The organism is Mitsuaria sp. CC2, assembly GCF_048957715.1.
GTDB lineage: Bacteria > Pseudomonadota > Gammaproteobacteria > Burkholderiales > Burkholderiaceae_C > Roseateles.
Genome location: NZ_JARVXN010000015.1, coordinates 181,999 through 194,818 on the forward strand (window position 1 = coordinate 181,999; position 12,820 = coordinate 194,818).

Annotated in this window: 12 protein-coding genes; 1 reads left to right on the plus strand and 11 read right to left on the minus strand. The window is 69.9% G+C overall.

Going from position 1 to position 12,820, the window contains the following annotated elements; genetic code table 11:
- Window position 1 precedes the first annotated feature (1 nt).
- The 4 genes from PV762_RS11230 to PV762_RS11245 are packed head-to-tail and all read right to left on the minus strand — an operon-like array spanning window position 2 to window position 3,304.
- Window positions 2–1,105 (minus strand): M48 family metallopeptidase, encoded by a 1,104-nt coding sequence (locus PV762_RS11230; protein ID WP_421035115.1) that lies wholly within the window; start codon window positions 1,103–1,105, stop codon window positions 2–4.
- Between the two features lie 16 nt (window positions 1,106–1,121).
- A complete protein-coding gene (locus PV762_RS11235) occupies window positions 1,122–2,402 on the minus strand; it encodes a YjgN family protein (RefSeq protein WP_421035116.1) in 1,281 nt (426 codons plus the stop codon).
- A 42-nt stretch (window positions 2,403–2,444) separates the two neighbouring features.
- Window positions 2,445–2,834, minus strand: a complete 390-nt coding sequence (gene speD / locus PV762_RS11240; protein ID WP_421035117.1) for an adenosylmethionine decarboxylase — start codon at window positions 2,832–2,834, stop codon at window positions 2,445–2,447.
- Between the two features lie 8 nt (window positions 2,835–2,842).
- Complete coding sequence (locus PV762_RS11245; RefSeq protein ID WP_421035118.1) at window positions 2,843–3,304, minus strand: MerR family transcriptional regulator; 462 nt, start codon at window positions 3,302–3,304, stop codon at window positions 2,843–2,845.
- A gap of 45 nt (window positions 3,305–3,349) precedes the next feature.
- Here PV762_RS11245 and PV762_RS11250 point away from each other — a divergent pair, with 45 nt between their 5' ends.
- Window positions 3,350–4,405 (plus strand): MBL fold metallo-hydrolase, encoded by a 1,056-nt coding sequence (locus PV762_RS11250; protein WP_421035119.1) that lies wholly within the window; start codon window positions 3,350–3,352, stop codon window positions 4,403–4,405.
- 295 nt (window positions 4,406–4,700) lie between these two features.
- On the opposite strand, the gene PV762_RS11255 is transcribed toward PV762_RS11250, so the two are convergent.
- From PV762_RS11255 to PV762_RS11285, 7 genes are all read right to left on the minus strand, one after another.
- Window positions 4,701–5,630 carry a M48 family metallopeptidase gene (locus PV762_RS11255; RefSeq protein ID WP_421035120.1) on the minus strand — a complete coding sequence of 310 codons (930 nt, stop codon included), beginning with the start codon at window positions 5,628–5,630 and terminating at the stop codon, window positions 4,701–4,703.
- Between the two features lie 15 nt (window positions 5,631–5,645).
- Window positions 5,646–6,467 (minus strand): lysophospholipid acyltransferase family protein, encoded by an 822-nt coding sequence (locus PV762_RS11260; protein WP_421035121.1) that lies wholly within the window; start codon window positions 6,465–6,467, stop codon window positions 5,646–5,648.
- Between the two features lie 5 nt (window positions 6,468–6,472).
- A complete protein-coding gene (gene gmhB, locus PV762_RS11265; RefSeq protein ID WP_421035122.1) occupies window positions 6,473–7,123 on the minus strand; it encodes a D-glycero-beta-D-manno-heptose 1,7-bisphosphate 7-phosphatase in 651 nt (216 codons plus the stop codon).
- A gap of 46 nt (window positions 7,124–7,169) precedes the next feature.
- Window positions 7,170–9,311, minus strand: a complete 2,142-nt coding sequence (gene glyS, locus PV762_RS11270) for a glycine--tRNA ligase subunit beta (protein ID WP_421035123.1) — start codon at window positions 9,309–9,311, stop codon at window positions 7,170–7,172.
- 19 nt (window positions 9,312–9,330) lie between these two features.
- Window positions 9,331–10,293 carry a glycine--tRNA ligase subunit alpha gene (gene glyQ / locus PV762_RS11275; protein WP_421035124.1) on the minus strand — a complete coding sequence of 321 codons (963 nt, stop codon included), beginning with the start codon at window positions 10,291–10,293 and terminating at the stop codon, window positions 9,331–9,333.
- Window positions 10,294–10,392: 99 nt separating this feature from the next.
- Window positions 10,393–11,886, minus strand: coding sequence for an apolipoprotein N-acyltransferase (gene lnt / locus PV762_RS11280; RefSeq protein WP_421035125.1), 1,494 nt, complete (start codon window positions 11,884–11,886; stop codon window positions 10,393–10,395).
- Window positions 11,886–12,770: an HlyC/CorC family transporter gene (locus PV762_RS11285; RefSeq protein WP_421035126.1), complete on the minus strand. Its 885-nt coding sequence runs from the start codon at window positions 12,768–12,770 to the stop codon at window positions 11,886–11,888. Before PV762_RS11285 ends, lnt begins: the two co-directional genes overlap by 1 nt.
- Window positions 12,771–12,820: the final 50 nt, after the last annotated feature.

Below are 12,820 nucleotides of genomic sequence, written 5' to 3' on the forward strand. Positions count from 1 at the left end.
CTCAGGGCAAGGGATCGGCGTTCTGCGCCGCCCGCCGCGCGCCGTCGATGCGCTCGTTGATCGGCGGGTGCGTCGAGAGCCACGCCGTGCCGCTGTCGACGCGGCCGTCCCGCCGCATCTGCTCCAGCACCTTGATCCACGCGCCGACCAGCGTCTCGTTGGGCAGGTGTTCGAGCAGGATCAGGCGCTGGGCTTCGGCGTCCGATTCGCGCTCCGCGTCGCGCGCGTAGTGCAGCGTCTGCGCCGACGCGAGCGAGCCCGCCGCGACCGACGTGAAGTCGCCCGTCACGACGCCGGCCAGCGACAGCAGCCCGGCCCCTTGCACAAGGTGGCGCATCGCGTGGCGGTGCTTGACGTGCCCGGCCTCGTGACCGAGCACCGCCATCAGTTCATCGTCGCTCAACACTTCCGCGAGGCCGTCGAAGACGACGAGGGTGCCGTTCGGCAGCCCCATCGCGTGCAGTCCCGGACGGACGGCCTGCCGCGCGAAGCGGACGTCCAGGGGCATGCCGGGGAACACCCGCGCGGCGATGTCGGCGAAGCGCGCGCGGATGGCCTGCTGGCGCTGCGCGGGCAACTGCGACGGTCTCATCCAGGTGGCGGCGAGCTGTTCCTCGACACGCCGCCCCACGGCGACATCGAGCTGCTTCGGAATGAGCGGCAGCGCAACACGCGCCAGCAGGCTCACACCCTGGCGGTCGAACCACAGGACCAGCGCCGCGAGCACCACCAGCACGCACACGGCCAGACTCCAGCTGCCGGCCACCTGCGCCCGCAGCGTCTGCCCGCCAAGCACCCGGCCCATGGCGCTGTCCGCCGGGATCCAGATCGTGCCGCCGTCCGGCAGGCCGACCGGCGTGGGCGTGCCTCGCCACCATTCGCCGACCCGCAGCGCCTTGCGGGTGTAGCGGCGCAGGCCGGGCATGGACGGCCGGGACGCGGCCAACTCCGCCTCCGACGGCGGCATCGACGATGCCGACTGACCGCGCGGCGGCCAGGGCATGAATTCGAGGTGATTCCGGCTCAGGCGCACCCGCACTTCCTGCGACCGGCTCTCGGCGCCGTCGAACCAGCGGGCGGTGGCGGTGTGGATCTGGGGTCTCATGCCGAGTCCTCTTCGCTCACCAGCCGATGTCGAGGCCGAAGCCCCGGGCGGCCGCGTCGCCGGCCGGCCCGCGACCGGGACCCCGGCCAGGCCCATGGCGCTGGGGCGCCCGCACGACGATCGTGTCGATCGGCGCATCGGACAGCACCGTCAGCCCTTCGATGCGCAGCTTGGCGATGCGCACGGCGAGGAAGGGCCAGTACAGACCCAGTGTCAGCACCGTCAGCAGTCCGCCGACCAGCACCTGCCTGAAGAGTTCGACGACAGCAACCTCATACGCGAACTCGATGCCGCCAGTCAGGCGGGTGCTGCTCCAGACGAGGCGGTGCAGCCGCGCGACATACACCGGCCAGGCGATCACCCCGACCACGCCGAGCACGCCCAGCGGGAGCAGGGTCCCCAGCCAGGCGACCTGCGCGCCCATCATCTGCCTCAGTCCCGTCGACAGCCCCACCGCGAGCAGCCCGGCGACGGCGCCGGCGACGGCCAGGGCGGCGGCCAGCCACAGATACATCCCGAAGAACGCGTTCAGGGAGAACCGGAAGTCGAAGGCCGACTCCCCGTAGCGGGCGCGCCCCTGCTGGAACTGCTTGAGCCTGCCGTGCGCGAGCGGCAGCAGCAGCACCAGCGCGAGTCCGGCCAGACCATCGACCAGCGCCCCCAGCCCGAGCCCGCCGATGACCGACACCAGCGTCCAGGCCACCAGCATCGGCAAGCAGGACACGTAGGCGGCGACGGCATCGGCATCGAAACCGAAGCGCAGGCCGCGCCAGCTGGTGTTGGACAGCTTGAAGCGCTGGGCGCTCGCGAACAGCACCGGTCCGACGGCGTAGAGCACCGCCAGGAGGGCAAGACCCGCCACCGCGCCGGCATCGATCGCCCGCACGGCAGCCACCAGCATGACCAGCGCCAGCACGCGGCCGACGAGGATGCGACGCGGATCACCGTGGAAATCGAAGGGCTCGCCGGCCAGCAGCGTGTGCCGGGCGAACCAGCGCGCCTTGCGGCGCTTCGCCCAGGCGGAATAGACGCCGAGCGTCGCCAGCGTCAGCAGCGTGTTGAGGATCCAGACGCGGAAGTAGTCGCCCCCGGTGCCGGTGAACGCCAACCGATGCGCATGTCGCTGGACGGCCAGCGCCCCGGGCGCGGAGGACGCCCCCGACGTCCCGGACGGACGGCCGACCGCCCGGGCCGGCGCAGGCGCGGCCGGACCCTCGCCGCGCACAGGCGCGGACGGGGTGGGCACCGCCCGCGGCGCCTTGGGCACCAGCGTCAGCTCGGTCGTGCTCTCGATCAATCCCTCGACTCCCGGGCTCTAGGCGGCCCGGGCGAGAGTCTACTAAAGCGACCCGGCGCCCAGCCGCCCCCGGACGAGCGCGTGATGCCGGGCGTCAGCCGGTTGGAACAGCGCCACCAGGGTGGCCATCAGCGCGTGCGCCTTTTCGGAGTTGTCGCCCTCGTAATTGCAGACGTATACATCCAGCGTCACCGAAGCGATCTCCGGCCAGGTGTGCAGCGCGACATGGGATTCGGCCAGCAGCAGCATGCCGGTGATGCCGCCCGGCTGGCCGTCCGGCGCGTCGGGGAAGCGGTGCCAGTGGTCGCCGACGACGGTCAGACCCGCGACCTCCGCGGCGGCGTGGACCTCCCTGGCAAGACCTGGCCCGTCCGTCAGCAGGTCCTTGCTGGCGCAGCCGGCCAGGTCGGCGGTGAGATGCAGTCCGTTCATGGGCACTGTCAGTCCGCCGAGTGCCCCGCCTCGGACAGCAAGGCGTGGCAACGCTCCTCGTGCAGGGCGATCTCCTCGAGCGTGATCTCGATGTCGTTCAGCTGCTGCTGGAGCTGTCGGCGATGCTGTTCAAGGACCCCGAGAAACGCGCGCGCCTGGGGCACCGTGTCCGACTGGCTGTCGTACATGTCCACCAGCTGCTTGATCTCCTGCAGCGACAGGCCCAGGCGCTTGCCGCGCAGCGTCAGCTTCAGCCGCGTGCGGTCGCGCTGCGTGTAGACGCGGTTGCGACCGGCCCGGGCCGGGGTCAGCAGCCCCATGTCCTCGTAGAACCGGATCGCCCGGGGCGTGATGTCGAACTCCGCGGCCAGCTCGGTGATCGTGAACAAGGGGCCCGCGTTGTCGCCGGCCTCCGGCAGCGCGTCCTCGGACAGGTCGTCGGCCGGGGTCGGGCGGGGTGAGGGGCTCATGGCTACACTGGCAAATGACGTTGACGTAAACGTAAGTCTAAAGCCATGGCCAATCCTCGCGAATCGGAACTCTCCTACCCCCTGGGCGACACGCTGCCAGGTCCCGGCGAAGCGCTGGACCTGCTGCCCGGCGTGCGCTGGGTGCGGATGGGCCTGCCCTTCGCGCTGGACCACATCAACCTCTGGCTGCTGCGCGACACGGTGGACGGCCGCGAAGGCTGGACCATCGTCGACTGCGGCATCCACAACGACACCACGAAGGCGAACTGGGAACGGGTGTTCGCCGAACGCCTGGACGGTCTGCCGGTGCTGCGCGTGATCGTCACGCACTTCCATCCCGATCACCTCGGCCTGGGGCACTGGCTGACCGAGCGCTGGCAGTGCCGGCTGTGGATCAGCGCGACCGACTACCAGCTCGCGCGGGTCGCCTCCTCGTCGACGGTCGGAATGGGCGGGGAGGCCGCGGCGACCTTCTTCGGCAGCCACGGCCTCACCGACCCGGAAGCGCTGGACAAGATCCGCGGCCGGGCCAGCTACTACCCGAGCATGGTGCCGGCGATCCCGCCGGCCTTCCGCCGCCTCATGGACGGACTGACGGTGCGCATCGGCGACCACGACTGGCGCTGCCTCGTCGGCTACGGTCATGCGCCGGAGCACATCAGCCTGTTCAGCGAGACGCTGGGCGCGATGATCTCCGGCGACATGCTGCTGCCGAGGATCTCGACCAACGTGTCGGTGGTCGATGTGGAGCCGGAGGCCGATCCGCTGCAGCTCTACCTGGATTCGATCGCGCGACTGACCACCCTGCCTGCCGAGACGCTGGTGCTGCCCTCGCATGGCAAGCCCTTCCGGGGCCTGCATGCGCGCATCGATCAATTGGAAGAGCACCATCGCGAGCGCCTGGCCGAAGTGCTGGAAGCCTGCACCGCCAAGCCCTGCCACGCGGCGGAGCTGCTGCCGATGATGTTCCGCCGCCCGCTGGACCTGCACCAGACGACCTTCGCCATGGGCGAGGCGGTCGCGCATCTGCACCTGCTGTGGTTGGGCGGGCAGCTGCGTCGCACGCTGGACGAGGACGGCATCCACCGCTTCTCGGCGTGATGCCCGAGCCCGACGCCAAGCGGGCGTCGGCGCGCGAAAAACGAAAAAAGGGCTGCCAGAAAGACAGTCGCCGCCGCCCCGATCACGGGACGGCGGCGCTGGGCCTTTTATGCATCAGCTTGTCGGCTCTGAGCGCGGGTTGTCCTGGCGCAGCCTGTCGGCTGGGGAACCCTGGGCGCCGCCGGGAGCGGAACGCGGGAGGAAGTTCTGACTCAGATGCGAGTGATGACAGCAAGCATCAGTGTGTCCGCCACCCAAATCAGCGACAAGCCCCCCTGAAGGGGGAACACGCTTCTCAGGCCTCATCCATCAGCGGCAGCACCGCCTGCTTGAGGCGGTCGCGCGCGAGTTCGTACTCGGGGAACACGGACCGCACCACCGCCCAGAAGCGCGGGCTGTGGTTCATCTCCTTGAGATGCGCGAGTTCATGCGCGACGACGTAATCGATCAGCGCCGGCGAGAAGTGGATCAGCCGCCAGTTGAGCCGGATCATGCCGTCGGCGCTGGCGCTGCCCCAGCGCGTCTGCGCGGAGGAGAGCCGCAGCCCCGTCATCGTGACGCCCAAGGGCCCTGCGAAGTGCCGGCAGCGCACTTCGAACCGCTGCCGCGCCTGGCGTTGAAGCCAGGCCTGCACCGTGTCGCGGATCTGGTCGGGGGTCGCGTCCTGCGGCAGCCCGAGGTAGAGCATGCGACGCGGCACCGTGGCCAGCGTCGGCTGCGGATCGGTCTGCCCCTCATCCAGCCGCGCGCCCGTCAACGACGGATCGAGCACGACGATCAGCGGTTCGCCCAGGTAGGGCAGGCTGCAACCGTCCCCCCAATGGACGCGCGCCGCCTGCGTGCGCCGCGCGCGTTCGCGCTGCTCGACGAGCTTGCGCAGGATCCACTCGCCCTTCTGCTGCAGCGCCTTGTCGATGTCGCCCAGCGGCACCCACTTCGGCGCGGACACGCGCAGACCGTCCTCGCTGACAGTGAAGCCGATGCTGCGGCGTCGCGCGCGTCTCAGCTCATAGGGAATGGACTGTCCCTGGAGCAAGACCTGACGCGTGGACGCGCCCGCATCGCCGCGGGACCGCGGCGTGGGCGCGAGCGGTTCCGGCGCGGGCAGCGGAGGGGTCGTCGGGAGACCGGACGGGGGCTGGGGCTGAGGCTCGCTGTCGAACAGCGACAGCTGCGTGAAGCTGTTCAGCAGCGCGCCCAGTCCCCGCAGCTTGGAAGGCAGCATGGGCTGCGAGTGTAATCAGGCGGCGGCCGGCGTGGGCGGCGGCGCGGGAGGAACGGGCGGCGCGGGCGGCGCCTGGGACACCTCGCCCGACGCGGCCGGCGGATAGGCCCCGGGATCCAGCACCCGCATCTCGGTCTCGATCCAGGTCTGCACTTCCTTCATCAGCTCGGCCGGCGCCCGACCGGTGCTGGGGATCATCGGCCCGATGGACACATCGATGGTGCCGGGTTTCAACAGGAAGCTCTTGCGCGGCCAGCAGCTCGCGGAGTTCATCGCGATCGGCACCACCGGCACGCCGGTCTCGACCGCCAGGCGCGAACCGCCGGTCTTGTAGTCGCCGGCCTTGCCACGCGCCACGCGCGTGCCTTCCGGGAACATGATGATCCAGTTGCCCAGCGCCGCGATCCGCTTGCCCTGCGCGGCGACCTTGTTCCAGGCTTCGCTGCGCTTGCTGCGGTCGATGTGGATCATGTCCAGCCGCGCCATCGACCAGCCGAAGAACGGGATGTAGATCAGCTCGCGCTTGAACACGTAGGCCAGCGGGCGCGGCATCAGCATCGGGTAGGCGAAGGTCTCCCAGGTCGACTGGTGCTTGGACAGCAGGATGACCGACTGCGCCGGGTCGGTGGGCAGGTGCTCCATGCCGCGCACGCGCCAGTGCACGCCGCAGATGAGCTTCGCGCCCCAGATCGCGACGCGCAGCCAGTTGGCGCACATCCAGTACAGCTGGGTGCTGTTCAGGAACAGCGAGCACAGCACCACCGCGCTGCCCCAGGGGATGACGGTGACAATGAGGTAGAGGACGAACAGGAAGGAACGCAGCGCGGAGAGGAGCATCGGTATCAGCCCAGGTTGCCGGGGGCGGTATCGGGTTCGGCGGATTCGCCCCGCGACTCGGCGCGGGCGCGGCGTTCCGCGTGGATGAGGGTTTCGGCGAAGGCCGCCAGGTCCTGGTGCACGCGCGAGCCGGGCACGAGCGCGATCTGCTCCTGCAGCTGCGCCTCGTCGACGCCGCCCAGCCGGTCGCCGCGCACCAGGTGCGGCACGCAGCCGGCGTTGTGCGCGGTCTGCAGGTCCCGCACACTGGCGCCGACCATGTGCACGTTCTTCAGGTCCACGCCGAAACGCTCGCCGATCTGTTCGATCAGGCCCGGCAGCGGCTTGCGGCAGTTGCAGTTGTCTTCCGGTGCGTGCGGGCAGAAGAACGCGGCATCGAGCCGGCCGCCCTTCTCCGCCAGCAGCTGGTTGAGCCGCAGGTGGACGGCGTTGAGCGACGCCATGTCGATCAACCCGCGGCCGATGCCGGGCTGGTTCGTCGCCATGACGGTGTGCCAGCCCGCATGGTTGAGTCGCGCGACGGCCTCGAGCGCGCCGGGCAGCGGCTCGAGTTCCTCGGGCGACTTCACGTGGTCGTCGCGGTAGCGGTTGATCGTGCCGTCGCGGCCCAGGATCACCAGCTTCATGCCGTGCGAATGGTCGGACCGGGTGGGCATCGTGATCTCCAGTGGGCTGCGCGAGGGCGACGATGAGGTCCGACGATCAGACGGCCAGACGCGAGAGGTCGGCCACGCGGTTCATCGCGTCGTGCAGCTGTTTGAGCAGCGCCTGGCGGTTGGCGCGCAGCGCGGGGTCCTCGGCGTTGACCATCACGTCGTCGAAGAACGCGTCGACCGGCGCTTTCAACGCGGCCAGCGCCTTCAGCGATCCGGCGTAGTCGTGCTGCTCGAACAGCGCGTCGGCCTGCGGCTTCACGCCCGCCAGCGCGTCGGCGAGCGCCTGCTCGGCGGCCTCGGTGAGCAGCGCGGGCTTCACTTCGGTCGGCAGCTCGCCCTCGACCTTCTTGAGGATGTTGCCCACGCGCTTGTTGGCCGCGGCCAGCGAGGCCGATTCCGGCAGCGCGGTAAAGGCGCGCACCGCGCCCAGGCGCTTGGGCACGTCGCCCAGGCGCGCCGGGTTCAGCGCCAGCACGGCGTCGACCTCCTGGGCGCTGTAGCCCTGGTCGCGCAGGCTGACCGCCAGACGGTCGGCGAAGAAGCTCAGCAGCGGTTCGCTCGGGTCCTGGATCAGCTCGCCGAACGCGGGCAGCGCGCCCGCTATCAGCTCCGGCAGCGACAGGTGCATGTGGTTCTCGACCAGGATGCGGATCACGCCCAGCGCATGGCGGCGCAGCGCGAACGGGTCCTTGTCGCCGGTGGGCAGCTGGCCGATGCCGAACAGGCCGACCAGCGTCTCCAGCTTGTCGGCCAGCGCGACGACGGTGCCGGTGTGGTTGCGTGGCAGCGCATCGCCGGCGAAGCGCGGCTTGTAGTGGTCCTCGATGGCCTTGGCGACGCCGTCGCGCAGGCCTTCATGGCGCGCGTAGTAGCCGCCCATGATGCCCTGCAGCTCGGGGAACTCGCCGACCATGTCCGTCAGCAGGTCGGTCTTGGCCAGCAGCGCGGCTTCCTTGACCTTGCTGTCGAGCATGTCGAACTCGTCCTTGGCTTCCGCCGTGTACGGGTGCTGGGCCATGCGCAGCTGGTTGACGATGGCATGCGCGATCGCGCGGACGCGTTCGGCGCGGTCGCCCTGGCTGCCGAGCTTGCCGTGGTACACGACCTTGGCCAGGCCGTCGACGCGCGAGGCCAGCGTCTTCTTGCGGTCCTGGTCGAAGAAGAACTTCGCGTCGGCCAGGCGCGGGCGCACGACGCGCTCGTTGCCTTCGACGACCTTGGAGGCGTCGTCCGGATGCACGTTGCTCACGACCAGGAAACGGTGCGTCAGCTTGCCGTGGCCGTCCAGCAGCGGGAAGTACTTCTGGTTGGCCTTCATCGTGAGGATGAGGCACTCCTGCGGCACGGCCAGGAACTCGGGCTCGAACTGGCACGAGAGCACGTTGGGCAGCTCGACCAGCGCGGTGACTTCGTCCAGCAGCTCGGGCGCATCGATCGGCGTCAGGCCCAGCGGCGCGGCCTGCGCCTGCAGCTGGCGCACGATGTCGTTGCGGCGCTGCTCGAAGGACGCGATCACGCGGCCTTCCTCGCGCAGCTGCTGCTCGTAGGTGTCGGCGTTCCTGATCGAGATCGACGCGACCGTCGTCTCGAAGCGGTGACCGCGCGTCGTGCGGCCGGAGGTCAGGCCGAGTGCGTTGATCTCGACGAGTTCGTCGCCATGCAGCGCAATCAGGCCGTGAGCCGGGCGGACGAACTTGACGTCGCTCCAGCCGTCGGCCAGCTGATAAGTCATGACCTTGGGGATCGGCAGCTTCGCGAGCGCCTCGTCCAGCGCCTTCTGCAGGCCGTCCTTCAACGTGACGCCGGCGACGACGGTGTCCAGGAACAGCGCCTCGGCCTTGCCGTCCGGCGCGCGCTTCAGGCTGGGGACGACCGACGCGTCCGCGCCGACCGAGGCCAGCTTCTTCAGCAGCGCGGGCGTCGCGTTGCCCGAGGCGTCCAGCGCCACCGCCACCGGCATCAGCTTCTGCTGGACGGCGCGGTCGGCCGCCTTGGCGGCGACACCGGTCAGGTGCACGGCCAGGCGGCGCGGCGTGGCGAACGCGGTCACCGCGGCACCGGCATCGGCAAGGCCCTGCGCCTTCAGCGAATCGGCGAGCGCGGACGAGAACGCCTCGCCCAGCTTCTTCAACGCCTTGGGCGGCAGTTCTTCGACGAACAGTTCGACGAGCAGGTTCTTCGTGGTCATGCTGGGATGTTCCTCGTCGTCAGGCGGCGGTCTTCTTGTCGGCCTTCTCGGCTTTCGCCGCGACCTCGGCGCTCTTCTTCCCGATCTGCGCGATCACCTCGTCCGCCCAGTCCCTGGGCGCCATCGGGAAACCGAGCCGCGCGCGGCTGTCCAGATAGCTCTGCGCCACGGCGCGGGCGAGGTTGCGGATGCGGCCGAGGTAGGCGGCGCGCTCCGTCACGCTGATCGCGCCGCGGGCGTCCAGCAGGTTGAAGGTGTGGCCGGCCTTGAGCAGCTGCTCGTAGGCCGGCAGCGCCAGGTGCGCGTCCATCAGGTCCTTGGACTTGCGCTCGTACGCGCCGAAGGCGTTCAGCAGGAAGTCGACGTCGCTGTGCTCGAAGTTGTAGGTGGACTGCTCGACCTCGTTCTGGTGGAACACGTCGCCGTAAGTCAGACCGTCCGTGTACACGAGGTCGTACACCGATTCCTTGCCTTGCAGGTACATCGCCAGGCGCTCGAGGCCGTAGGTGATCTCGCCGGTGATCGGCTTGCAGTCGATGCCGCCGACCTGCTGGAAGTAGGTGAACTGCGTCACCTCCATGCCGTTGAGCCAGACCTCCCAACCCAGGCCCCAGCAGCCGAGGGTCGGGTTCTCCCAGTCGTCCTCGACGAAGCGGACATCGTTCTTCTTCAGGTCGAAGCCCAGCGCCTCCAGCGAGCCCAGGTAGAGCTCCAGGATGTTGGCCGGCGCGGGCTTGAGCACGACCTGGAACTGGTAATAGTGCTGCAGGCGGTTCGGGTTCTCGCCGTAGCGGCCGTCCTTGGGGCGGCGGCTGGGCTGGACGTACGCGGCCTTCCAGGGCTCGGGACCGAGCGCGCGCAGGAAGGTCGCGGTGTGGCTGGTGCCCGCGCCGACTTCCATGTCGTAGGGCTGCAGCAGGGCGCAGCCCTGCTGGGACCAGTATTCCTGCAGGCGGAGGATCAGTTGCTGGAAAGTCAGCATAGGGACGTCGGGCCCTCGGCGGGCACGTTGGGGAAAACCGACCGATTCTATGTGCGCCCCGGGGCGCGCACCGGGGTCGCGTCGCGAGGTCGCGCCCGTTCAGGCGAAGCGCGACGGGGCGGGACGGCGACGCCCGATCAGGACCGGCAGCACGCCGAGCGCGGCCAGCACCCACAGGGGCCACAACCCAAGCGTCGCCAGCCAGCGCGCATACGGCGTGACGCCGCTGCGGCCGTCGACGCTCACTTCCAGCACGCCGGCCTGCTCCGCCGGCAGCCGTTCGCGCACGCGACCGCGGTGGTCGACATGCGCCGTGGCGCCGGTGTTGGTCGCGCGCACGATGGGCCGCTGGAACTCCAGCGCCCGCATCTGCGAGAACTGCAGATGCTGATCCTGCACCATGCGCGGCCCGAACCACGCCAGGTTGCTGACGTTGACGAACACCGTCGCGGCCGGCCCGCCGCTGTCGAGCGCGCTGGCGACGATGTCCTCGCCGAACAGATCCTCGTAGCAGATCAGCGGCCGCAGCCGCTGTCCCGCGAACGGCAGCGCGCCCTCGTGCGTGCCGCTCGCCTGGTCGTCCAGGGGGATGTTCATCGCCTTGACGAACCAGTGGAAGCCCGGCGGGATGTACTCGCCGAAGGGCAGCAGGTGGCGCTTGCCGTAGTCGTAGCGCTGCGCGAAGCCGATGCCCACCAGCGAGTTGACGAAGCCGTCCGTCGTGTTGCCCAGGAAGGTGCCCAGCAGGAGCGGTCTCGTCTCGGCATCGTGGCGCAGGCGCTCGACGTGGCCCTCGTCGAGGAAGGCGAGCGGCACCGGCAGCACCGATTCCGGCGTGATCACGACCTGACCCCGCGCGGTGCGGATGAGCGCGATCAGTTGATCGAGGTTCTGGTCGAAGCGCTCGCGATCGAACTTCTGGTCCTGCGGGATGTTGGGCTGTACCAGCGACAGGGTCAGCGTGCCGGTGGAGCGGGTGAAGTCCTGCGGCAGGAACTGCCCCGCGACGATGCCGGCGATGAGCAGGATCAGCATCGCCCGGCGCCGCAGCGCCAGCGCCGCCGCGACGAGCGCCGCCAGCGCGGTGATGCCGTAGACGCCGACGTAGGGGGCGAACGCGGCGAGCGGGCCCTGCGCATGCGCGTAGCCGCTGGCGATCCACGGGAAGCCGGTGAGCACGGTGGCGCGGGCGAGCTCCGCCCCCAGCCACAGCCCGGCGAAGGCCAGGACCCGTCGCCACGGCGCGGCGCCGGCCGACCAGCGCGCGGCCAGCCCCATGCCGGCGGCGTAGTAGAGGGACAGGAACAGCGCCAGCGCCAGCACCGCGAGCGCGGACACGGCCGCGGGCAGGTGCCCGAAGTCGTGCATGCTGATGTAGAGCCACCACAGTCCGGAGGCCAGCCAGCCGACGCCGAAGAGCGCGCCGGTCAGCGCGGCGCGGCGCGGCCGCTGGCCGTCGCAGGCCCAGACCAGCCAGGCGAGCGCGAGCGGCTGCAGCCACCACGCGGGACTGGGCGAGAACGAGGCCGTGTGCAGGACGCCGGCGACGAGCGCCAGGGCGGGATGGCCCAGCCAGGAAACCCCGCGGCGCATCAGCCGCTGTGGTCGTCGGCCTCGGAGGCCGGCGCGCGGGTCACCTTGAACCAGCGCACGGCGCCGCCGCGGTTGATCATCACCGAGAAGCGCAGGCCGGCGACCTCGACCGTCTCGCCGCGACGCGGCACGCGGCCGTGCTCGTGCGCGACCAGGCCGCCGATGGTGTCGAACTCGGCCACCGACAGCGACAGCCCGAAGGACTCGTTGACGGCGGCCACATGCGCGTCGCCCGCGACGCGGTAGCTGCCGTCGGCCAGCGTGTAGATGCCGGCGTCGCCGTCGCCGACGTCGAATTCATCCTCGATCTCGCCCACGATCTCCTCGAGCACGTCCTCGATGGTGATCAGGCCCGCCGTGTTGCCGAATTCGTCGATGACGATCGCCAGGTGGTTGCGGTTGGAACGGAAATCGCGCAGCAGCTCGTTCAGGCCCTTGCTCTCGGGCACGAAAACTGCCGGGCGCAGGAGAGCGCGCAGGTTCAGTTCCGGCGCGCGCTGGAGCTTGAGCAGGTCCTTGGCGAGCAGGATGCCGATGATGTTGTCGCGCTGGCCGTCGTAGACCGGGAACCGCGAGTGGCCGGTGTCGATGACATTGGCCAGCAGGTCGTCCGGGGCCCACTGGATGTCCAGCAGGTCCATCCGCGGCGCGGCGACCATGACGTCGCCGGCGCTGAGTTCGGCCATCCGCAGGACGCCCTCGAGCATCTGGCGCGATTCGGGCGCGATCAGATCGCGCTCCTCCGCTTCGGCGAAGTTCTCGATCAGCTCGCTGGTCGAGTCGGGGCCGGGGTGCAGGAATTCGAGCACACGGTCGATGAGACCGCGGGTATCGTTGCCACGCCCGCCATGTTTGGCGGGCCGACTAGGCTGAGGTTCAGACACTGGGGTGTGTGCCGTCGTTGATGAGGCGCCAGAATAACCGATTGACATTG